Source organism: Marinibacterium profundimaris (genome assembly GCF_002210095.1).
Taxonomy (GTDB): Bacteria; Pseudomonadota; Alphaproteobacteria; order Rhodobacterales; family Rhodobacteraceae; genus Marinibacterium; species Marinibacterium profundimaris.
Window position 1 is genome coordinate 14,574 of the sequence record NZ_AQQR01000010.1, and the last position, 21,994, is coordinate 36,567.

General features: G+C 67.7%; 19 protein-coding genes. 6 read left to right on the forward strand and 13 right to left on the reverse strand.

The features are described 5' to 3' along the window. Positions 1 to 13: 13 nt before the first annotated feature. The 6 genes from ATO3_RS19105 to ATO3_RS19130 all read right to left on the reverse strand — a co-directional run bounded on the left by ATO3_RS19105 (position 14) and on the right by ATO3_RS19130 (position 6,211). Positions 14 to 790: an SDR family NAD(P)-dependent oxidoreductase gene (locus ATO3_RS19105; RefSeq protein WP_088651503.1), complete on the reverse strand. Its 777-nt coding sequence runs from the start codon at positions 788 to 790 to the stop codon at positions 14 to 16. Continuing rightward, positions 787 to 1,743 (reverse strand): NAD-dependent epimerase/dehydratase family protein, encoded by a 957-nt coding sequence (locus ATO3_RS19110; protein WP_088651504.1) that lies wholly within the window; start codon positions 1,741 to 1,743, stop codon positions 787 to 789. The genes ATO3_RS19105 and ATO3_RS19110 overlap by 4 nt, the downstream gene beginning before the upstream one ends. After that, complete coding sequence (locus ATO3_RS19115) at positions 1,740 to 3,194, reverse strand: amidohydrolase family protein (RefSeq protein WP_088651505.1); 1,455 nt, start codon at positions 3,192 to 3,194, stop codon at positions 1,740 to 1,742. Before ATO3_RS19115 ends, ATO3_RS19110 begins: the two co-directional genes overlap by 4 nt. A gap of 2 nt (positions 3,195 to 3,196) precedes the next feature. Beyond that, positions 3,197 to 4,498, reverse strand: coding sequence for a TRAP transporter large permease (locus ATO3_RS19120; RefSeq protein ID WP_088651506.1), 1,302 nt, complete (start codon positions 4,496 to 4,498; stop codon positions 3,197 to 3,199). Then, on the reverse strand, positions 4,495 to 5,085 hold the full coding sequence (locus ATO3_RS19125) for a TRAP transporter small permease subunit (protein ID WP_233152224.1): 591 nt from the start codon (positions 5,083 to 5,085) through the stop codon (positions 4,495 to 4,497). Before ATO3_RS19125 ends, ATO3_RS19120 begins: the two co-directional genes overlap by 4 nt. An 82-nt stretch (positions 5,086 to 5,167) precedes the next feature. Continuing rightward, positions 5,168 to 6,211, reverse strand: a complete 1,044-nt coding sequence (locus tag ATO3_RS19130; protein WP_088651507.1) for a TRAP transporter substrate-binding protein — start codon at positions 6,209 to 6,211, stop codon at positions 5,168 to 5,170. Positions 6,212 to 6,515: 304 nt separating this feature from the next. On the opposite strand from ATO3_RS19130, the gene ATO3_RS19135 reads away from it, so the two are divergent. Together ATO3_RS19135 and ATO3_RS19140 are read left to right on the forward strand one after the other, a co-directional pair. Next, positions 6,516 to 7,256 carry a maleate cis-trans isomerase family protein gene (locus ATO3_RS19135; RefSeq protein WP_088651508.1) on the forward strand — a complete coding sequence of 247 codons (741 nt, stop codon included), beginning with the start codon at positions 6,516 to 6,518 and terminating at the stop codon, positions 7,254 to 7,256. A gap of 34 nt (positions 7,257 to 7,290) precedes the next feature. After that, a complete protein-coding gene (locus ATO3_RS19140) occupies positions 7,291 to 7,992 on the forward strand; it encodes a GntR family transcriptional regulator (RefSeq protein WP_088651509.1) in 702 nt (233 codons plus the stop codon). An 11-nt stretch (positions 7,993 to 8,003) separates the two neighbouring features. On the opposite strand, the gene ATO3_RS19145 is transcribed toward ATO3_RS19140, so the two are convergent. The 5 genes from ATO3_RS19145 to ATO3_RS19165 all read right to left on the reverse strand — a co-directional run bounded on the left by ATO3_RS19145 (position 8,004) and on the right by ATO3_RS19165 (position 13,552). Then, a complete protein-coding gene (locus tag ATO3_RS19145) occupies positions 8,004 to 8,873 on the reverse strand; it encodes an ABC transporter permease (RefSeq protein ID WP_088651510.1) in 870 nt (289 codons plus the stop codon). Between the two features lie 12 nt (positions 8,874 to 8,885). Further along, positions 8,886 to 9,812: an ABC transporter permease gene (locus ATO3_RS19150; RefSeq protein WP_088651511.1), complete on the reverse strand. Its 927-nt coding sequence runs from the start codon at positions 9,810 to 9,812 to the stop codon at positions 8,886 to 8,888. A gap of 10 nt (positions 9,813 to 9,822) precedes the next feature. Beyond that, on the reverse strand, positions 9,823 to 10,806 hold the full coding sequence (locus tag ATO3_RS19155; protein ID WP_088651512.1) for an ABC transporter ATP-binding protein: 984 nt from the start codon (positions 10,804 to 10,806) through the stop codon (positions 9,823 to 9,825). Beyond that, positions 10,803 to 11,807: an ABC transporter ATP-binding protein gene (locus ATO3_RS19160; RefSeq protein ID WP_088651513.1), complete on the reverse strand. Its 1,005-nt coding sequence runs from the start codon at positions 11,805 to 11,807 to the stop codon at positions 10,803 to 10,805. The genes ATO3_RS19155 and ATO3_RS19160 overlap by 4 nt, the downstream gene beginning before the upstream one ends. Before the next feature lie 104 nt (positions 11,808 to 11,911). Further along, the gene (locus tag ATO3_RS19165; protein ID WP_088651514.1) at positions 11,912 to 13,552 is read right to left on the reverse strand and encodes an ABC transporter substrate-binding protein; all 1,641 of its coding nucleotides are present in this window, start codon (positions 13,550 to 13,552) and stop codon (positions 11,912 to 11,914) included. A gap of 288 nt (positions 13,553 to 13,840) precedes the next feature. Between ATO3_RS19165 and ATO3_RS19170 the strand changes: the two genes are divergently transcribed. Then, positions 13,841 to 14,659 carry a sugar phosphate isomerase/epimerase family protein gene (locus tag ATO3_RS19170; RefSeq protein ID WP_088651515.1) on the forward strand — a complete coding sequence of 273 codons (819 nt, stop codon included), beginning with the start codon at positions 13,841 to 13,843 and terminating at the stop codon, positions 14,657 to 14,659. A gap of 63 nt (positions 14,660 to 14,722) precedes the next feature. Here the strand turns inward: ATO3_RS19170 and ATO3_RS19175 are convergent, their stop codons facing one another. Then, complete coding sequence (locus ATO3_RS19175; protein ID WP_088651516.1) at positions 14,723 to 16,444, reverse strand: ABC transporter ATP-binding protein; 1,722 nt, start codon at positions 16,442 to 16,444, stop codon at positions 14,723 to 14,725. 142 nt (positions 16,445 to 16,586) lie between these two features. Further along, positions 16,587 to 18,035: a trehalase family glycosidase gene (locus tag ATO3_RS19180; protein ID WP_088651608.1), complete on the reverse strand. Its 1,449-nt coding sequence runs from the start codon at positions 18,033 to 18,035 to the stop codon at positions 16,587 to 16,589. 374 nt (positions 18,036 to 18,409) lie between these two features. Between ATO3_RS19180 and ATO3_RS19185 the strand changes: the two genes are divergently transcribed. The 3 genes from ATO3_RS19185 to ATO3_RS19195 all read left to right on the forward strand — a co-directional run bounded on the left by ATO3_RS19185 (position 18,410) and on the right by ATO3_RS19195 (position 21,990). Continuing rightward, positions 18,410 to 19,363 (forward strand): TAXI family TRAP transporter solute-binding subunit, encoded by a 954-nt coding sequence (locus ATO3_RS19185; RefSeq protein ID WP_088651517.1) that lies wholly within the window; start codon positions 18,410 to 18,412, stop codon positions 19,361 to 19,363. Between the two features lie 49 nt (positions 19,364 to 19,412). After that, the gene (locus ATO3_RS19190) at positions 19,413 to 21,197 is read left to right on the forward strand and encodes a TRAP transporter permease (RefSeq protein ID WP_088651518.1); all 1,785 of its coding nucleotides are present in this window, start codon (positions 19,413 to 19,415) and stop codon (positions 21,195 to 21,197) included. A gap of 79 nt (positions 21,198 to 21,276) precedes the next feature. Continuing rightward, positions 21,277 to 21,990 carry a hydratase gene (locus ATO3_RS19195; protein ID WP_088651519.1) on the forward strand — a complete coding sequence of 238 codons (714 nt, stop codon included), beginning with the start codon at positions 21,277 to 21,279 and terminating at the stop codon, positions 21,988 to 21,990. Positions 21,991 to 21,994 lie beyond the last annotated feature (4 nt).

A 21,994-nucleotide genomic window follows, 5' to 3' on the forward strand; every position in this document is an offset into this window, starting at 1 on the left:
CCCACGCCGTCCGCTACGCCGCCATCCAGCCGCCGTCGACGAACAGGTTGTGCCCGGTCAGGTAGGTCGCCTCGTCACTGGCCAGGAACAGCGCGGCGCGGGCCACGTCGTCGGGTGTGCCAAGGCGCGGCCAGGGCGTGCGCTGCTCGGAATACTCGATCATGCGCGGCTCGACCGCGCGGCCGCCCTTGCCGGTCAGGATCTTGCCCGGCGCGACGGCGTTCGACACGATCTGGTGCGGTCCGTAATCGGACGCGATCTGGCGCGTCATATAGGCGATCCCGGCCTTGCTGACGCCATAGGCGAAATCCTCGGGCGCCGAGACATGGCCGTGCTGCGAGGAGATATGGACCAGCCGCCCGCGCACCTCGTTCCGGATTTCCTGGCCCATCATCTGGCGCACGGCGGCGCGGGCGCAGAGGTAGGCGCCCTTCAGGCTCACGTCCATCACCCGGTCCCAGTCGGCCTCCTCGGTCTCGACCAGCGGCTTGCCGGCGCGCAGCACGGCGTTGTTCACCAGGATGTCCAGCCGTCCGTTATGGGCCACGGCGGCCTGCACCATCGCCTCGACCTCGTCCGCGCGCGCGACGTCGGTCTTCACGAAGACGGCCGAGCCACCTTCCTCTGCGACCACATCGCAAACCGGCGGGCCGCCCTCGACGACTTCTTCGGTGATGTCGGCGACGATGACATGGGCGCCCTCGGCGGCGTATTTGCGGACGATGGCGCGCCCGATCCCCGAGGACCCCCCGGTCACGATGGCGACGCGGTCTGTGAGGCGTTGGGTCATGGGCGGATCTCCTTCTGGGTGCGGATATGGCCGAGCCAGTCGGCGGCGGCCTCGGGCAGGGGTGTGTGTTCGGCAGGCACCAACGTGCGCAGCCGGTCGGTGGCGAGCATGGGGCGGTCGGTAGGATAGCCGTAGCGGATCGTGGGCGCGGTGGTGTCGATGCTCCAGCTGAAGTCGGGCAGGTGCGCGGACAGGGCGGCGCACCAGTCGGGAAGGTCGGTGCGGGTGCCCGAGCCGATATGCACGGTTTCGGTGAGGGGCGCGTCCAGCATTGCCAGAGATGCGATGGCGGCGGCCGCGTCGCGGGAATAGCACCAGTCGGCCGGCACCGCGCGGGGCAGCACCACGGGGCGGCCCTCGAGCGCGGCCAGCAGGATCTGGTGATGCGGGCTGGTGACCTGGCGGCTGTCGGAGGCGTGTTCGTGGAGGCCGAAGATCGGGCCGAGGCGGAGTATGGACAGCTCGATCCCGGCCGTTGGGGCGAGGCGCCGCAGGCTCATCTCGGCGGCGTATTTGCCGATCCCGTAAAGGCTTTGCGGCGCGGGGGTGGTGCGGTCCTCGTGGTAGAGCCCATCGGCTTCGGGCGCGGCATTTCCGTAGACGGCGATCGAGGAGAGCTGGAGCAGCCGCCTGATCCCGCAGGCCTTCGCGGTCTGCAGCAGGCGCACGGCGCCCAGCAGGTTGACGTCGAGCACCAGTGCGGGGTCGGCCTCTTCCCGCGCGGCGTCGGGGGTCAGCGCGGCGGCGTGGATCATGTGGGTCAGGCCGCGCCCTCTCAGCGCGGTTTCCAGGGACGCCTGGTCGCGGAGATCGGCGGTGACGTGCTCGAAGCCGGACCAGTTCTTCTGCGGCGGGCGCAGGTCGAGGCCCAGCACGGGGATCCCGCGCGCGCAAAGCTCGGCGCAGATCGCGGTGCCGACGAACCCGGCGGCGCCCGTGACGAGGACCTTCATCGGCCCTTTGCCTCGTGGATGTGGCGGCGGACGGCGTCGGCGATATCCTCGGCGCTGTCGGGGGCGTCCGGTCCGGCCAGCCGCGCGGCCGCGGCCATGGCGGCAGCCGTCGCGGTGGGCGGGGGTGGGTCGCCGGCCCGGTACCGGACGTCGCCGCCGACCATGGTCAGGATCGTGTCGGCGCCGGTGCAGCGGCTGATGACAAGGTCGAGCATGTCGCAATCGGGGTCGAGATAGGAGCCGCGCGCTCGGGCCGGATTTAGTGCCACAAGATCCGCGCGGTTGCCGGGGGCCAGCGTGCCGATGTCGGGTTGAAAGATCGCGCGCGCTCCGGCCTCAGTGCCCATGGCCAGCGTCAGCCGGCTGACGTTCGCGGGCGACCCGGTGCCCCGCGCCAGAAGCCCGCCAAGGCGCAACTCGGAGAGGTAATCCTCGGTATCGTCCAGCGCGCAATTGTCGGTGCCAAGCGCCACGGGCAGCCCGGCGGCCCGCCAGTCGGCCAGGGGCGGGGCGCCGTTGAAGAGGCGCATGTTGGCACCGGGGTTCGACACCACGGTAAGGCCGAGGCGCAGTGCGTCCGCCAGGTCGTCGGGTCGCGCCTGGGCAAAATGCGCCGCGCTGACGTGGGTCTCGAAGACGCCAAGGCGTTCGAGATGTGTCAGGACGGAGCCCTTGTAGAGCGTGTCCGCGACGGTCCGTTGCGCCGGGGATTCCAGCAAATGGAAATGGATGCCCGTCCCGGTCCGCGCCGTATGGGCGGCGATGGCCGTCCAGGCCGCATCGCTGACCCATTGCGGCCCCGCCGGGCCATGGGCAAGCGTGATCGTCGGGTGATCGGCGTAATCCTCCAGCAGCCTGTCCATCAGGTCGAGCGTCCGGTCCAGCGGCAGGTAGGCGGGGCGCGCCGAGGACAGCAGCCTCTGCGCCCGACCCGACAAGTCGTGGCGAAAGGCGTCTTCGTCGGCCGGCGGATAGACCAGCCCGCCCTGGTCCGCGAAACCCAGGCAGACCGTGGCGCGCAGCCCCGTCTCTTCATAGGCGCGGATCACACCGCGCAGCTCGGCCTCGTAATCGCCTGTGGCATAGGAATAATTCGCGTGCAGCGTGGCGGTGACGCCGTTGCGCAGCATCTCCTGCGCGGCGAGGAGGGTCAGCAGGTAGGCATCCGGTGTCCCGCGCCCGCGCCGCCGCGCGATCCAGGGTTCCAGCTGATCGTCCGGGTACCCCAGCTGCAGCTGACTGAGGCCGCGTCCGTGCTGGTGGGCGTTCACGAAGCCCGGAAGCAGGATCGCATCGCCAAGCGGCCTGACCCGGGCCTGCGGATACCGTGCCCGCAGATCCTCTGGCCTGCCGACCGCCCGGATCCGCCCGTCGTCCACCGCCACGGCCCCCGGGCGCAGCACGGGCTGCGCCGCGCCGGGGATCACGCAATCGGCCGTCAGAAGCTGCATGGTCAGAACAGCAGGTTCGGCAACCAGGTCACCAGCCCCGGCCAGAAGATCAGCATCACGGTGAAGGCCAGCATCAACGCCACGAAGGGCAGCGAGCCCCAGATCACGTCCATGATCGACCCGGTCCCCCGGACGCCCTGCACGATATAAAGATTCATCCCGATCGGCGGCGTGATCAGCCCCGTCTCCATCATCAGCACCAGGAAGATGCCGAACCACACCGGGTCGATGCCCAGGTGCAGGATCAGCGGGAAGACCACGGGCAGCGTGGCGATCATCATCGACAGCGTCTCCATGAAACAGCCGAGGATCAGGTAGAAGACGATCAGCAGGAACAGCACCTGTACCGGCCCGGCGCCCAGTTCGACCACGAAGCGGGTCAGGGTCTGGGGAATGCCCAGCATGCCGATCACGAAGTTCAGGAAATGCGCGCCGACCATGATCAGCAGGATCATCGCCGAAATGCGCACGGTCGAGATCATCGCCTCGTGCAGCAGGGGGAAGGTCATCCGGCCCTTGGCCAGCGCCACCAGCAGCGCGCAGGTCACACCGATGGCGGCGGATTCAGTGGGGGTTGCCCAGCCGCCATAGATCACGCCCATCACCACGGCGAAGATCAGCAGCGGCGGCAGGATTTCCAGCAGCGATTTCAGCTTCTCGCGCAGCGGGCGGTCGGGCAGGCTGGGCCCGGCGACGCCGGGGTTCAGCACGGCGATCACCGCGATCAGCGCCATGAAGGCGCCGGTCAGCGCGATGCCGGGCAGGATGCCGGCGGCAAAGAGCTGGCCGATGGAGGTATTGGTCATCGAGCCATAGATGATGATGTTGATCGACGGCGGGATCAGGATGCCCAGCGTGGCGCCCGCGGCGATGGTGCCGGCGGTCAGGCGCTCGTCGTACTTGCGCTCGGACAGGATCGGGATGGCGACGTTGCCGATGGTGGCGGCGGTCGCGACCGAGGATCCCGAGACGGCGGCGAAGAAGGCCGAGGCGCCGATGTTGGAATGCAGGAGCCCGCCCGGCAGCTTGCGCATCCAGTCCGACAGCGCGCGGTACAGCCCGTCGGCCACGCCGGAGCGCACCAGGATCTCGCCCAGGAAGACGAACAGCGGGATCGCGGTGAGGATGAAATCGTTCTGACCGCTCCAGATCTGGTTCCCGAAAGTCATCAGGATCGGCCAGCCCATCGTCGTCATGGCGCCGATGAAGGCGGTCAGGAACATCGCCACGGCCACGGGCAGGCCGATCAGCATGAAGCCCAGCATCATCAGGAAGCCAAGCGTTGCCGTGCCGATACCGATCATTGCGCACCTCGTGCCGTCACGCCGGCCTGTTCTTCGTGGATGAGATCATCAAGCGATTTGGGCCCGTAGAAGCGGTTCAGCCGGTCGCGGTCGCGCAGGAACAGCATCGCGGCATGCAGGAACAGCGCGGTCGACACGATGGCAAAAACCGCCAGCCCGAAGACCCAGACGCTTTGCGGCATCCACAGCGGTGTCATCAGGGGCGTGCCGGACAGGGATTTGAATTCAATGCTTTCCATCAGCGCGGCCCAGCCCCGCCAGGCCATGAAAAGCGCCATCAGCATGGTGCCCAGCGTCGCCAGCAGGTTCAGGACCGAGCCCACCGCGGGATTGATCCGCTCGGTCAGGATTTCCACCCGCGTATGGGCCCGTTCGATCGCGGCCAGAGAGAAGCCGAAGGCGCCGGTGATGGCCAGGGTGTAGCCTCCCAGCTCGTCGCTGCCCTGAAGCGAGACATTGGCGAAGCGCCGCAGCAGCACCTCGGCGGTGATCGTCAGCGTCAGCAGCAGCAGGGCGTATCCGGCCACCAGCGCGAGGAACCGCGCGACGGGCGTCAGCGCCCCGGCGACCCTGTTTTCTTCGGACATTCGGCCTCTCCCGGTCCCGGGTGAATGGGGAAACGGGGGCGCCGGATCGGCGCCCCCGCACAGTTCTTGCCCTTGGCGGGGCTCAGTTGATGGTCAGGCCGGCGGCTGCGCCCGCGGTCTCGTTCCAGGTCTCCGAGCAGGAGGGATCGACATTGTTGCAGGTCTCTTTCCAGATCGGCAGCACGACGGTCTCGGCGATTTCCTTGATCTTCGCGCGGTCGTCATCGGTGATCTCGACCAGCTCCATGTCGAACTTGGTGTGATCGCTGCAGCTGTCGGCGCCGGTGTTGCAGGCGACCGCGTCACCGTTGGCCGAGACGGCAAGCTCCCACAATTGATCTTCGAGCGACTTGAATTCCTCTTCCAGCGCGGCTTGTTCTTCGGCCGAGAAGGAATTCCAGGTGTCGAGGTTGATGAAATGCCCCTGGACCGAGCCGGAGACCGACAGCGGCAGCTGGTGGGTCGTCACTTCGGGCCAGTTGCCGGTGTTGCCGGAGGTCGGCGAGGTCACGCCGCAGGTCACCACGCCGCGCTGCAGGGCGGGGTAAACCTCGGAGAACTGCAGGGTGACGGGCGTGGCGCCCAGCGATTCCAGCATGGCCGACATCGACGGCGTGAAGCTGCGGACCTTCATGCCGTCCAAGTCGGCCAGCGTCTCGATCGGTTCGTTGCAATAGAAGACCTGCGGGCCGAAGGGCCAGAGGGTCAGCGCCTTGGCGTTGAACTTCTCCTGCAGGCGGGTGTCGAAGGCGTCGCGATAGGCGTCGACCACGGTGTGCAGGCTGTCCATGTCGGTGGCCACGCCGATCAGGTCGATGCCTTCGAAGAACGGGTCATCGCGCGAGGCCATGCCGATCTGCACCGACATCACGTCGAAGGCGCCGCTGCGCAGCAGGCGCAGCGCGTCGGGGGCCTTCACGCCGACCACGTCCATCGGGTTGTAGTTCATTTCCAGCTCGACGCCGGCGTTCTCGCCCAGGCTGTCGAAGAAGGCCTGCTCGATCGCGACCTGCTTGGTGTTCTGCGAGAAGTTGCCCGCGACGCGAAGCGACTCCTGGGCGGAGGCCAGCGCCGGGACGCTGACCAGGGCGGCCGCGGCCAGGGCAGCTGTGAGAGTGTTGCGCATTTTCGGTTCCCTGAGATTGCATTCATTTTTGGACTGACCCGAGCGTTTCAGGAAGCAGGCGCGGCGATCAACGCAAATTCCCACATGCCGGCCAGCTTTTTGCATTTCTTCCGAGAACGGCGCATTTTTGGGCGAAAACTGCCGGATAATGCCGGTGATATGCCCGTTTCATGGATTTTTGCGGGTTTCGCGCATTGACGAGATTGCGCAGGCGTGGCGCAACTTGTCAGGACAACAGTACACGTGGAGCTGCAGAAAATGAATGCAATCCTCCCGCCGCCCTTGCAGTGAATGGAATTTCTGAATGCAGACAAGCGATTCTTCCGGCCCGACCATCATCGGCATGCTGACCCCTTCGTCCAACACGGTGGTCGAACCCTACACGGCGGCGCTGGCCTGGCCGCTGTTTCCGCAGGTCTCGGTCCATTTCGGCCGCCTGCGGGTGACGCGAATCGCGCTGGACGAGGGATCGAACGACCAGTTCGGGATCGACCCCTTCCTTGCCTCGGCGGATCTGCTGGCCGATGCCAAGGTCAATGTCATCGCGTGGAACGGCACTTCGGCCAGCTGGCTGGGCTTTGACAGCGACGACAGGCTTTGCGCCGCGCTGGCCGAACGCACCGGCGCGCGGGCGACCTCGGCGATCCGAAGCCTCAACGCGCTGATCGGGGCCTTCGGCGTGAAAAAGCTGGGGCTGGTCACGCCTTACACCCCGGACGTGCAGCAGCAGATCATTGAAAACTATGCCGCGATCGGGGTCGAGACGGTCGCAGAACGGCACAGCAACCGCTCCGACAACTTCTCGTTCTCCGAGGTGTCCGAGGACGAGATCGAGCGCATGTGCCGCGAGGTGGCCGAGGCGAAGCCGGATGCGATCGCCATCGTCTGTACCAACATGCGCGGCCCGCTGGTGGCGGCCCGGCTGGAGCGCGAGTTGGGGATCCCTGTGCTTGATTCCGTGGCGTTCACCCTGTGGGGCTGCCTGAAGGAGGCCGGCATCGACATGACGCCGCTGTCCGAATTCGGCATGATGTTCGGCAAGTGAACCGGCTGCGGCGCGACAGTCACGGGGAGAGGACATGGCCGAGACGGATGTGAGGGACGAGCCGCCCGACGCGGAGAAGGAAGGCCGGGCGGGCGAGGCGTCGCTGCACGAGACGCTCGTCAGCCGTCTGCGCCAGCTGATGATCGAGGGCACGCTGGAAAGCGGCCGGCGAATCCCCGAGGCGGATCTCTGCCGCCGGTTCGGCGTCTCGCGCACCCCGCTGCGCGAGGCGTTGAAGGTGCTGGCCGCGCAGGGCTTCGTGGAACTCCGGCCCAATCGCGGCGCCATCGTCGCCCCGGTCTACCCCGACCAGATCGGCCCGATTTTCGAGCTGAAGGGCGCGCTGGAACGGCTGATCGGCCTGACCGCCGCCGCCCGGGTCACGCAGGACGACCTGGACCATATCAACGCCCTGCACCTGGAACTGGGCGCCGCACTCGACCGGGGTGACATGGATGACTACACGCGGCTGAACTATGCCTTCCACAAGGGCCTCGCGCAGGTCTCGGGCAATGCGCTTCTGTGCGAAACCTACGACGGGCTGCAACAGCGGATCTGGCGGTACCGGTTCGTGGTGAACGAGGATTTCTCGCGCGTGGCCGACAGTTTCGCCGAGCATGACCAGATCATGATCGCCCTGCGCGCCCGCACCCCGCTGGACCTGGCCGCGCGGCTGGAGGCGCATAACCTCAAGACCTGCGAGGCGATGCTGCTGGCGACCCGGCAGATGCCCTGACAGGCGGGACCCTACCGGATCGTCGGATCCAGCTTGTCGCGCAGCCAGTCCCCGGCGAGCGAGATCGACAGCGTCGTGAGCATGATCACCATGGCGGGGGCCAGCATGATCCAGGGCGCGGTGGTGAGGTATTCGCGCCCGAAGCCCACCATGTTGCCCAGGCTCGATTCCGGCGGCTGCACGCCAAGGCCCAGGAAGGACAGGCCGGATTCCATCAGGATGATCTCGGGGAAGGTCAGCGTCATCGACACGATGAGGGTCGAGGCGACGTTGGGCAGGATGTGATGCAGGTAGACCCGGCGCGGCGTAGCGCCCAGCTGCACCACCGCCTCGGCATAGCCCTGCGCCCCGGCCGAGATCGCAAGGCCGCGCGCGATGCGGGCATAGCGTTCCCAGCCGTAAAAGCCCATCAGCACCACCAGCAGCCACATGGACGAGCCGAAGAAGGCCAGCACGGCCAGCGACATGATGAGGAAGGGCAGGGCGGCCTGGAAGTCGGCCAGCATAACCACGAAATGCTCGACCACACCGCGGAACTGCGCCGCCAGGAAGCCCAGCGACGTGCCGAAGACCGCCGACAGCAGCGTGGCGCCGAAGGCGATGATAAGCGACACGCGGATCGACTGGATCAGCCGCGACAGCACATCCCGGCCCAGCTCGTCCGTGCCCAGCCAGTGGCCCGGCGTGCCCGGCGGCGACAGGCGCGCCATCAGGTCCATCTGCGTCACGTCATAGGGCCGGATCCAGTCGGCAAAGATCGCGCAGAGCAGCATCAGCGCCAGCCAGCCAAGGCTGAACGCCACGGCGCCGGGCACACCGGTCATCCGCCGCAGCAGGGTCCTGCGCGGGGCGCCGGTGGGGGAAGCGGGGGCAAGCGTCATCTGTGGGTCCTCTCAATGCGCGGGCTGGGCGCGCAGGCGCGGGTCGAGCCAGCCGTAAAGCAGGTCGACCACAAGGTTCGACACCACCATCACGGCAGCGATCAGCAGCAGGATGCATTGCACGACGGCCAGATCTCGGTTGGCCACCGACACGATCAGCAGCCGCCCGATCCCGGGCCAGGAGAAGATCGTCTCGACCACCACGGCGCCGGAGATCACCGAGCCGACCATGAAGCCCACGATGGTCACGATCGGCACGGCGGCATTGGGCAGCGCATGGCCGCGCACCACGTCGTGCCAGCGCACACCCTTGGCCGAGGCGGTGCGGATATAGGGCTGGCCCATAACCTCGATCATGGCCGAGCGCGAGAACCGCGCGAGGATACCGATCCCGCCGATGGACATGGTGATCGCGGGCAGCAGCGCATGCTGCCATGTTCCGATCCCGCCCGACGGCAGGGCATGCAGCGTCACGGCGAAGATCAGCACCAGCACCAGCCCCATCACGAAGGACGGTATGGTGAAGCCCAGAATGGCCAGGAAGATCACGCCCCGGTCGATGGCACTGTCGCGGTGCAGCGCGGCATAGATCCCCGCCGGGATCCCGATGCAAAGCTTCAGCAGCAGCGCCGGGATCGTCAGCTGCAGGGTCGCGGGCACCCGTTCCAGCACCAGCTCGATCGCGGGCGAGCGATCCCGCATCGACAGACCGAAATCGCCCGACAGGATCTCGCGAAAATAGCTGATGTACTGCTGCCAGAGCGGCGCATCCAGCCCCCATTCCGCGCGGAAGGCATCGACGACGTTCTGCGGTACATCGGGGCCCATCAGCACCTGCGCCGGATCGCCCGACATGCGCAGGACGACGAAGGCAAAGGTCATCACGGCCAGCACCGTCACGACGGCGCGGAACAGACGGACCAGGACAAAGGCGATCATGGCGGCCTCCTCAGGCGGCGCGCGACGCGGGCGCGCCGGTCACGTGGTGGCAGGCGGCGGTCTGCCGGGGCGCGACCGTTTGCAGCTGCGGCAGCTCTGCGCGGCAGATCCCGGTGGCAAAGGCACAGCGGGGATGAAAGGCGCAGCCCGAGGGGCGCTTGCCCGGGTTCGGCGGCTCGCCCTGCAGGATCACGCGGCTGTCCAGCGCCCGGCCCGGCTCCGGCACCGACGACACCAGCGCCTGCGTGTAGGGATGCCGGGGATGGGCAAAGAGCTCTTCGGCCGGGCCTTCCTCGACGATGCGGCCCAGGTACATCACCGCGACCCGGTCACACAGATTGCGCACGACCTTCAGGTCGTGGCTGATGAAGACCATGCTCAGCTGGCCGCCCTGCTGCAGGTCGCGCAAAAGGTTCACCACCTGCGCCTGGATCGACACGTCAAGGGCCGAGACGGGTTCGTCGCAAACCAGCAGGTCGGGGCCGGTGGCCAACGCGCGGGCGATCACCACCCGCTGCCGCTGACCGCCCGAGAGTTCATGCGGATAGCGCCCGGCCTGATCGGGGCGCAGCCCCACGGCCTGCATCAGCTCCTCGACCCGGGCGGCGCGGCTGGCGGGGGTGCCGATGGCGTGGATGTCCAACGGCTCGCGGATCTGGACCGAGATCGGCAGACGCCGGTCCAGCGCGGACAGCGGATCCTGATAGACCATCTGGATCCGCGCGCGCAGCGCCCGCCAGTCGGCCGTGCCGCGCGGGGGCATGGGCGTTCCGGCCAGCCGAACCTCACCGCCCTGTGCCGGATCGACACCCAGAAGCATCCGGCCCAGAGTGGATTTGCCGGAGCCGCTTTCGCCGACGATGCCCAGCGTCTCGCCCGGGTGAACCTTAAGGCTGACGCCATCGACGGCGCGGATCGGCACGGGGCGGGCCAGAAGGCCCTGACGGCTTTCGTAGATGCGGACAAGGTCGCGGGCGTCGAGAACGGCGGTCATGAATGCACTCCTTCGCGCCGGGCCGGGGCGGTGTCCTGCGTGGCCGGTGCGGCGGGCAGGGGATAGGCGCAGGCGAGGGCGCGTCCGTCCTGCTGCCTGTGCAGATCCGGCCGCTCGCTGTGGCAGAAGTCGCGTGCATGGGCGCAGCGCGGGGCAAAGGCGCAGCCCCTGGGCAGGTTGCGCGGATCGGGGACCGTGCCCCGGATCGGCACCAGCGGCACGCGCGGCCCATCCAGCCGGGGCAGCGCGTCGAACAGACCCCGCGTATAGGGATGGCGCGGGCGGTCGAACAGCAGCCCGACCTCGCCCTGTTCGACGATACGCCCGGCATACATCACGCAGACCCGTTCACAGACCTGCGCCACCGCGCCCAGGTCGTGGCTGATGAAGACGGTGGCCATGTTCATCTCGGCCCGCAGCCGCGCCAGCAGGTCGAGGATCTGCGCCTGGATCGTGGCGTCCAGCGCCGTGGTGGGCTCGTCCGCGATCAGCAGATCGGGTTCGCCCGCCAGCGCCATGGCGATCATCAGCCGCTGGCACTGACCGCCTGAGAATTCGTGGGGATAAAGCGCAAAGCGCCCCTTCGGATCGGGAATGCCCACCAGGTCCATCAGCCGCAGCGCCTCGGCCTTGGCCGGCGCGCCGGTCAGGCCGCGGTGCAGCTTCAGCGCCTCGCAAAGCTGGCGGCCGACCTTCAGAACCGGGTTCAGCGCGCTGGACGGATCCTGGAAGATCATCGCGATCCGCCCGCCGCGCACCTGTTCCAGCTGCGCGCGCGGCGCGCCGGACAGATCCGTCTCGCCCAGCCGGACCCGGCCCGAGACGGTGGCCTTCGAGGGCAGAAGCCCCAGCGCGGCCAGCCATGTCACCGACTTGCCGCAGCCGCTTTCGCCGACAAGGCCCAGGGCCTCGCCCGGGCGCACGTCCAGGTCGATGCCATGCAGCACCGGCACGCCGTCGAAGGCGACCCTGAGATCCCGGATCTCGACAAGGTTGGTCATGCGCTCTCCTTTGCGGTGGACGGGGTGCGGTCGGGTTGGGGAATGTGGAACCGGAAAAACCCCGGCGGGCGCGGTGCCCGCCGGGGGTGTCGGGGCGTGCCCGGTCAGCCGTCGAGGCGCCAGTTCTCGGCGCGGAAGTCCATGGCGAAGGCCGGCGCCGCCTTCCAGTTCAGGTCCGACCGCATGCCGGTGAAGACCGCGTTCTGGTGCAGCAGCTGATAAGCCGGATCCTCGCGTTCGCAGATCTCCAGCATCCGGGCGAAGGCCTTCTTGCGCTTGGCGTGATCGGTCGAGGTCTCCATCACCAGTGCCAGCTCGTTGACCTCGGCATTGGTCCATTCGTGGTTCTGCTGCGGCGAGGAGTTCGGGCCGAACTGCGTCACCATCGGCGTGATCGGGTCGTTGATCGTGTTCGAGGCCGACCAGTCGCGGATCCCGCCCGGCGTGCTGAAGTCCATGATCTGGCCCCAGTTCTCCTTCATCTCGATCTCGACGTTCAGGCCGACCTGCTTCCACATCTCGACCAGGATCTGCCCGGTGGGCACCTGGTTGGTGTAGTAGTTGTTCAGCAGGCGATAGGGGATCGCATCGCCCTTGTAGCCGGCCTGTTTCAGCAGGTCCTGCGCCAGCTGCGGGTTGTATTCCGGAACGGTCCAGTTCTCGATGAACATGTCCGACCCGCGCCAGCTTTCGAACTGCAGGCCGGCGGGGACAACCGTCATCCCGCCCCAAAGCGCCTGCACGATGGCGTCGCGGTCGATCGCATGGGTCATGGCACGGCGCACAAGCGGGTCGGCCAGGATCTCGTTGCGGGTGTTGAAGGTCGAGATGCGGTGGTTCCAGATGGTGGAATTCTGAACCTCGAACCCGTCGGTGTTCATCACCGTGCCGATCTGATCCGGCGGCAGGTCGCAGGCGAAATCGTATTCGCCCGACAGCAACCCGTTCACGCGGCTGGCCACCTCGGGGACCTCGACGAAGGTGATGCGCTCCAGCGGCGGGCGGCCGCCCCAGTAATCGTCGAAGGCATGCAGCGTCAGCGACACGTCGGGGCGGTACTCCTCGACGTAATAGGGGCCGGTGGTGACGGGCTTGGAGGCCCATTCGTCATAGCTGGCGGCCTCGTCCCAGGCGCGGCGGTTCAGGATCTGGCTGCCGCCGGAATAGAGCCGGCCTTCCATCGTGACATCCGGCGTCGCGTTGTGGAAGCGCACGGTATACTTGTCGACGACCTCGACGCCGGCCAGCGACGGCCATTTGCGGCGGCCGATGCCGGGCAGCGCGGCGGGAATGTCCTTGGCGGTCTCGGGCTTGTAATCCACGGCAAAGATCGTCTCGCCGCCGGCCGGCTCGGTATCGCCGAACAGCCGCTCGCGCGAGAACGAGAAGGCCACGTCCTCGGCCGTCAGCTCGTCGCCGTTGTGGAACTTCACGCCTTCGCGCAGCTTCAGCTCAAGCGTCTTGTCGTCGATGCGTCGCCATTCGGTGGCCAGGCCGGGCACCGGGCCCTGGTCGCCCATCCAGTCGCGCAGGATCAGGCCTTCCCACAGGTTGGGATAGAAGACGCGCTCGCCCACGTTGGATTGTTCGTTCCAGACGTCGAGCGTGTTGTTGTTGGTGATCTTCTGCACCGCGATGGTGATCGAGGGCCGGGCGCCCTGGGCGCGGAGGTAGCCGGGCAGCATCAGCCCCGTGGCGGTGGCGCCCATCAGGCCGAGCGCGTGGCGTCTGTTCAGTCGGATCATCTCAATGTCTCCCGGTCACCCGCCGGTGGACCGTGATCGTCCGGGCGGATCGGTTGCAGGGCAGCGCCCGAGGAAGGACCCCCGGCGCGGCCCTTCAACGCCCCTGGCATGAAGATGGGGCGACGGTTTCTTGAACGTTTCAACAAGACTGCGGCCGGGTTTTGTGACAGTTTGTAAAATCTTGAAACTGCAATCATTCTGTCATGATGCGCCCGTAACCGGGGCCGGTCGGCCCCCGCCGCGGCATGTCCGGGCGGTGGGCTTCTCTTCCCTGTGACGGAGCCTTCGATGACCTCTCTTCCCGTTCTCGGCGCGGCGATGCCGCTCGACACTGTCGAAACCCTGCGCGACTGGCTGATCGCCGATCAGCGCGACCTGGAGATCCAGGATTTCATCCACGCCGACGTTCTGAACGGCGACTGGCAGCCGCGGGTCGACCGCGCGCGCAAGCTGCTGGACGGCTATACCGGCCGGCTTGGCATTCACGGGCCGTTCTGGGGCCTGAACATCGCCAATCCCGATCCGGACCTGCGCGCGCTGGTGACAAGGCGGATGGACCAGGGCCTGGCGGTCTGCGAGGCGCTCGGTGCCACCCAGATGGTCATCCACAGCCCCTACACGACCTGGATGTACAACAATCTCGACAACATCGACGGCCAGCGCCAGAATGTCATCGACCTGACGCACGAGACGCTGGATCCGGTCATCGCCCGGGCCGAGGCGGCCGGTGTGACCATGGTCATCGAGAATATCGAGGACAAGGATCCCGACGCCCGGCGCGAACTGGCGCTCAGCTTCGACAGCGCGGCCGTGCAGGTGTCGATCGACACCGGGCATGCGCATTACGCCCATGGCTCCACCGGGGCGCCGCCGGTCGATTACTTCGTGAAATCGGCGGGCGAGACGCTGCATCACATCCACCTGCAGGATGCCGACGGCTATGCCGACCGGCACTGGGCCATCGGCAAGGGCACGGTGAACTGGCCGGCGGTCTTCGCGGCGCTGGCGCCCCTCGGCGACCGTCCGCGCCTGATCATGGAACTGCGCGACAAGTCCGGCATCCTGCCCTCGGCGGCCTGGCTCGAAAGCCTCGGCCTGGCGCGCTGACGCCGAAGGGGGCGGCCCGTCCGCCCCCGACCGCCGCCCGGTCAGCGTGTGCGATGCCCGGGATCAGGCCCCTGCCTCTGACGGCTCGTCGCGAGAGATCCCGGCCTGGGCGGGCAGCGCGCCTTCGATCAGGTGCCGCCCCCGGTCGACGATCCGCCCGGCGTCCAGCATCAGCACCTCGTCGGCATCCTCCAGCGTCGAGAGCCGGTGTGCGATCACCAGCGTCGTGCGCCCCACCGACAGCCTCGCCAGCGCGGCCTGGATCTCGCGCTCGGTCTCGCGGTCCAGCGCCGAGGTCGCCTCGTCCAGCAGCAGGATCGGCGGATCCTTCAGGAACACCCGCGCGATCGCGACCCGCTGCTTCTGTCCGCCCGACAGCAGCACGCCGCGCTCGCCCACCACCGTGTCCAGCCCTTCGGGCAGGCTTTCGACCAGCGAGGTCAGCTGCGCCAGTTCCACCGCCTTCAGGATCTCGTCCTCGGTCGCGTCCAGCTTGCCATAGGCCACGTTCTCGCGCAGCGTGCCGCCGAACAGGAACACGTCCTGCGACACCAGCCCGATCTGACGGCGCAGGGAACCAAGCGTCATCTTCGACAGCGGCATGCCGTCGATCCGCACCTCGCCCGAGGTCGGTTCGTAGAAGCGTGGCACCAGGGCCATCACCGTCGACTTGCCCGCGCCCGACTGGCCGATCAGCGCGACGGTCTTGCCCGCGGGCACCGTCAGCGAGATGTCGTGCAGCACCGGGCGGTGCTCGTCATAGGCAAAACTCACGTGATCCAGCACGATCTCGCCCTTCAGCGCCGGCGCCTCGATGGCGTCCGGCGCATCGGCGATATCCGCCTCGATCGACATCAGGCCCAGGTAGCGGCGGAAGCCGGCGATGCCGCGCGGATAGGTCTCGACCACCGCCGCGATCTTCTCCAGCGGGCGGAAGAACACGCCGACCAGCAGCAGGAAGCCCACGAAACCGCCCGTCGTCAGCGTCCCCTGCATCACGAAGATCGCCCCGGCCACCATCACCGCCACCTGCACGAAACGCATGCCCATGTAGTGGATCGCGCTTGAGCTGGCCATGATCCGGTAGGCCTGCAGCTTGGTGTGGCGGTAGCCATGGTTGTCGGCGGCAAAGAGCTTTTCCTCGTGCCCCTCGTTGGCGAAGGCCTGGACCACGCGGATGCCGCCGATCGCCTCTTCGAGCCGCACGTTGAAATTGCCGACGCGACCATAGATGTCCTGCCAGGCCCGCGTCATCCGTCCGCCGTAGAAGGCCACCAGCCAGACCATCAGCGGCAGCACGATGGCGGTGATGATCGCCAGCGGCAGATGCATCCAGGCCATCAGGGCAAAGGCCCCCACGAAGGTCATGATCGCGATGAAGAGATCCTCGGGGCCGTGGTGGGCGACCTCGCCGATCTCTTCCAGGTCGCGGGTCACCTGCGCCACCAGCTTGCCGGTCGCCGCGCGGTCGTACCAGCGCCAGCTCAGCCGGGTCAGGTGGGCAAAGGCCCGGCGGCGCATCTCGGTCTCGATGTTGATGCCCAGCATGTGGCCCCAGTAGATCACCACCGCCATCAGCCCGGTGTTGCAGACATAGATCGCGACCAGCCCGACGGCGGCCAGAACGGTCAGCCGCAGATCGCCCAGCGGCAGCAGGTGGTCGACGAAGGCGGTGATCGCCAGCGGAAAGGCAAGCTCCAGCAGGCCCGAGACGACGGCACAGCCGAAGTCCAGCCAGAAGAGCCCCATGTGCGGGCGGTAGTAGGAAAAGAACTGGCGGAGCATCGCAGGGGTCGCTTGTCAGAGGGGCAGGCCGGCGGAGGACCCGCCGCGGCCGGGCGGAGGGCCCGCCGGGTCAGGCCTTCCGTAGCTTTTCCAGAGTGATTTTGTCAATTAAGGCGCCGGCGGAACGGCGCGGGCCGAAGGCTCAGGTGTCCTCAAGCAGCAGGTCGAGGTAGACGCCGTTGCTCCAGCCGAACCCATCCTGCAGGTCGTATTCGCCGCCGCCACTGCGCGCGGTCGGGTCGAGCACGTTGTACTTCTCCACGAACTTGCCGGACTGGCGGAAGACCGTCTCGCAGGTCTCCAGCCAGCGCCGCCTCAGCGTGTCGGCCAGCCGGTCGTGACCATAGCGGCGCAGGCCCTGGATCGCGATCCATTGCAGCGGCGCCCAGCCGTTGGGGCTGTCCCATTGCTGGCCGCTGGCGATGTCGGTGGTCAGCAGGCCCCCCGGCGCCAGAAGGTGGTCTTCGACATGGGCGGCGGCGCGCGCGGCCTGATCCGGCGTCGCCGCGCCGGCCCAGAGCGGGAACAGCCCGGCGGCCGAGGTGACGGGGATCGGCGTGCCATCCTCGATCGAGAGGTCGAAGAAATAGCCCCGGTCGTCGTCGAAGAACCGTGCCGCGATCGCCGCGCGCCGGGTCTCGGCAGCAGCGTGGTAGGCGCGGGACCGGTCCGGCCCGGGAGACGCGGTGGCCTCGGCCAGGATCTCTTCCATGCGCAGCAGCAGGCAGTTCAGATCGACGGGCCAGATCCGCGTGGTGCGGATCGTGCCCAGGTCCATCGGATCCGCCAGCCAGCGCGACGAGAAATCCCAGCCGCTTTCGCAGGCCGCGCGCAGATCGCGGAAGAACCCCGGATGGGCGCTGGCGTGATCGGCCCAGGCGATGTCTGTCCCGTACATCTCGATCCGCGGCCCCGTGCCCTCGTCCCAGTACCGGCCAAGGCCCCGGTGGTTGCGCGGGGTTTCCATGAAAAAGCGGTACTCTGCCTCCATCGCTGGCAGATAGGCGGCCAGGGCGCCGGGCAGATCCCCGGTGGCACGGCCGTAATCGGCGACCATGGCGGCGAAGAAGGGCGGTTGCGAGCGGGTCAGGAAGTACGACCGGAACCCGTTGGGAATGAAGCCGAAACTGGCGATGGCATGGGCGAAATTGTCCAGCATGTCGCGCACCAGATCGGTGCGGCCCACGCGCAGCAGGCCCAGCTGGGTGAAATAGCTGTCCCAGTAATAGGCCTCCTGAAACCGGCCGCCGGCGATCACATAGGGCTTCGGCAGCGGAATCCGCGTGGACCGTTCGGCGGGATCGTCCGGCGCCCGTGTCAGATGCGCCCAGACGGCGTCCAGGTGGGTGGCGGCATCATGGGCGGGATCGGTGCTGTATCCCTCGCCCGGGGCCTGCACGGGCCGGAACCATGCGGCGTGGAAGGCGCGCAGATCCACCTCGCCTTCGGATTGCGCGGCGGCATAGGCGGCGCGGATCTCCTCGGCCGGGGCGCGCAGAATGGAATCGGAAATCGCCTTTTCGTCGGGCCAGAGGCCGGAGCCGTGAAGATCGGTGAAGAGGTCGCGCAGGCTTTGGTCGAGATGTTCCATGGGTTCGGGGTCGTGCCGTTGGTCGAAATTTTCGGCGCCACTGTGGCCCATGACGGCAGGAGGTGACAGGGCCGCGGCAGGACCTTGCCACGTCAGAACGGGACGCCGGTGCTTGTGCTGAAGCACCGGGCAGGTCCCGCGGAGAGCGCCGTGCCAGCGCGCCTACAAACAACATAAGACTAATTACCAGATATCGGGCTGTCGTTCGAAGGTCCCTGCCTTTTGTCCCCGCCATGAGCAATGCATTTTCCGCAAGGCAGGTCGCGGTGACGCGCGGGTGAACTGGACATTTGCGCGGTCCGTCTCCATGGTCTGCGCGACCGGCCGGCCGCCAGGTTTCGCGCGTGGCCGGCCCAATAGACGGGAGGATTCAGATGTATTTCCGCAAGACGCTCATCGCCGGGTCGCTGGTGCTCGGCGCCGCCGCCACCGGTCTCGCGGCCGAGACGCGGGTGACCTACAAGTCCGCCAAGACCGGCTCGTCCTACTACCAGATGGGCGTGGAACTGGCCGAGGCGATGAAAGCCGGCACCGATGGCGAGATCTCGGTCACGGTCGAGGAAAGCCAGGGGTCGGTGCAGAACGTAATGGAGGTCCGCGCCCGCGGCGCCGACTATGTCTTCACCACGCCGCCGGCGCTGGTGGGCCTGGCCCAGCAGGGCAAGGCGATGTTCGAGGGCAAATCCAGCCCGCAGTTCGAAGAGATCCGCGCGCTCTTCCCGATCCCATCGCTGACCATGCATTTCGTGATGTCCGCCGACAGCGAGGCGACCTCGCTCGAGGACCTCGCGGGCAAGACCATCCTGCTGGGCAAGGGCTCCTTCGGCGCCAACGAAGGCGCCAAGTACCTCGAACTGTTCGGCCTGTCCGATGACGTGACCATCGCCGATGCCGAACTGTCCAACGCGGTGAACGCGCTGAAGAACGGACGGATCGACGGCTTTGTCACCGCCGGGTCCTTCCCGGCACCGAACGTGATCGAAGCGGCGGCCTCGACCCCGGTGACCGTGTTGTCGCTGACCGACGACCAGATCGCCGAGACCAAGCGCACGCGGCTCGTGATCCCCGCCGGCACCTATGCCGGACAAGAGACCGATATCGTGACCACCTCCCTGCCCGTCGCGGCCTTCACCACGACGCAGATGGACGACGACACGGCCTACGAGCTGACAAAGACCTACTGGGAACAGAAAGAGGAACTGGCGGATGTCTCGCGCTGGTGGAACGGCGTGACGCCCGAGCTGCTGGAGAACGTGACCACCGCCTTCCACCCCGGCGCGCTGCGCTATTACGAAGAAGCCGGCATCGCGGTGCCCGCAACCAACTGAGGACCGACAGGGTGCGGCGCCCCGGTGCCGCCCCGGACATTTCCCGATCATGACCACGGAGCCCCGCAGCCGCGCCATTCGCAGCGCATGGATCACCCTTGCCCTGGCCCTCGTGGCCTTTCACCTTGCCCTGGTGTTTTCCGGGCTCGTGCGCAACCTGGTCAGCCGCCCGCTGCACATGGCCTTCATCCTGCCCTTCGCGCTGGTCTACCGGGCAGAGCCGGGATGGCAGCGGCGCACTGGCATCGGGCTGGCGCTGCTGGGCTGTGCCGCGGCGCTCTGGGTCGCGTGGAACAGTGACGCGCTGGCCGACCAGTACGGGTTTCTCGAGGGCAATTTCCAGCTGGTGATCGCCTGCATCCTGCTGGGTGTCGTGCTTGAGACCGCGCGGCGGATGATCGGCTGGCCCCTGCCGCTGGTGGCGCTGGCCGCCCTGCTCTACGGGCTGTTCGGGCAGCATATCCCCGGCGAATTCGGCCATTCCGGCACGCCGCTGCAAAGCTTCCTCGGCACGCTGACCATCGCCGAGGGCGGGATCTGGGGCTCGCTGACGGGCGTGTCGGTCAACGTGGTGTCGATCTTCGTGATCTTCGGCGCGGTGCTGAACGCGGGCGAGGCGGGCCAGGGCTTCATGAACCTGGCCTCGGCGGCGGCCGGCCGGCTCAAGGGCGGCGCGGCCAAGGTGTCGGTGCTGTCGTCCGCGCTCTTCGGGTCGATCTCGGGCTCGGCCTCGGCCAACGTGGCCTCCACCGGGGCGATCACCCTGCCGGCGATGACCCGGCTGGGCTATCCCAAGCGCCTGGCCGCGGCGGTCGAGGCGGTGGCCTCCTCGGGCGGTCAGATCATGCCGCCGCTGATGGGCGCCGGCGCCTTCGTCATGGTCGAGCTGACCGGGGTCCCCTACACCTCGATCATTGCCGCCGCGATCCTGCCGGCGGTTCTGTACTTCCTGGCCACCTGGGTCGGCATCAACGCCTATGCGACGCGCTTCAACCTGCGCGCGGTGGACGCGTCGGACCGCCCCGGTGCGCGCGACGTGATCATCACCTCGCTGTTCTTCCTGATCCCCTTCGCCGTACTGATCTACGCCATGTTCTGGATCGGCTTCACCCCGGAATACGCCGCGGCGCTGGCGATCATCGCCGCCACCGCCCTGCTCTTCTTCAACGCCGAGCTGACCTTCGACCCGCCCCGCATCGCCGGCCGGCTGACCTCGGCCGTGCTGAACGCCGCCGGCCAGGTGGCGATGATCGGCTCGATCATCCTGTGCGCCTCCATCGTGATCGGCGTGCTGTCGATCACCGGCCTCGGCGTCAAGATCACCTCGCTGATCCTCGAAGGCTCCGGCGGGCTGCTCTGGCCCTCGCTGTTCCTGACGGCGCTGGCCTGCCTGGTGCTGGGCATGGAGGTCCCGACCACGGCGGCCTACGTGATCTGCGTCTCGGTGGCGGGCCCCGCGCTGATCCAGCTGGGGCTGGAGCCGCTGCAGGCGCATCTTTTCGTCTTCTGGTTCGCGCTGCTCTCGACGATCACCCCGCCGGTCTGCGGCGCGGTGTTCATCGCCGCCGGCATGATCGGGGAGAACTGGCTGAAGGTCGCGATCACCGCCATGGCCCTGGGTGTGGGCCTTTACATCATCCCGCTGGGCATGGTGGCCAATCCCGCGCTTCTGGCGCTGGCCGACACCCCTGCCCGCGCGATCCTTGCCGCGCTCCGGATCGGCCTGGGGCTGGGGCTCGTTTCCTACGGGTTGATCGCGGCGCGCGGGATTCTGTCGCGCGGAGGCGCCTGCCTGGGCGGACTGGCGATCATTTTCGGTCATCTCTGGATTTAGGCCCCGCACCCTCTGGCCCCGGGCCCCGCGCCGCACTACCCCTGTTGCCACCCCCGCACCCCCGCAGACGAGAGACACCATGACACCGCAGGACCACTTCGCCGACGCCCTGATCCGGGCCCATGACAGCGGCAGCCGCGCCGATGCGGGCGCCCTGCCCTCGCCCTCCTACGCCGAGGTTCTGGCGATCCAGTCGAAGGTGCAGGCACATCTTGGCCCGGTCGGCGGCTTCAAGGTCGGCGCGCGGCCCGACGGCCCGCCCACCCTGGCCCCGATCAGCGCCGCGCGGGTCTTTCCCTCGGGCGCCGAGATCGCCGTGCGCGACCGGATGGGGATCGAGCTTGAGATCGGCTTTGAACTGCTGGCCGATCCCGATCCCGCCCTGCCGGTCACCGAATTCCTCCGGCCGCGCGTGGTGCTGGAACTGGTCGACACCCGCCTCACCGGCGTCGAAGACGATCCGATGAAGAAATTCGCCGACAGGCTGATCAACGACGGCCTGGTCCTCGGCCCCGATCTGCCCGACTGGGACGGGACCGATTTCGGGCCCCTCGACGCCCGGCTCACCTGTGGCGACGTGACGGTGATCGACGGTGAAACCAGCGTTCCCGGCGGCTCGGCGCTGGCCAATGTCGAACTGCTGCGCACCCATCTCGGGGCCCATTGCGGCGGGCTGCGCAAGGGCCAGGTTATCATCACCGGCTCGATCTCGGGCCTGCAATATTACCCGGCCGGAACCGCGGTCTCCGGCCGGATCGAGGGGATCGGAGAGGTCTCCTGCCAGCTGGTGTGACGGA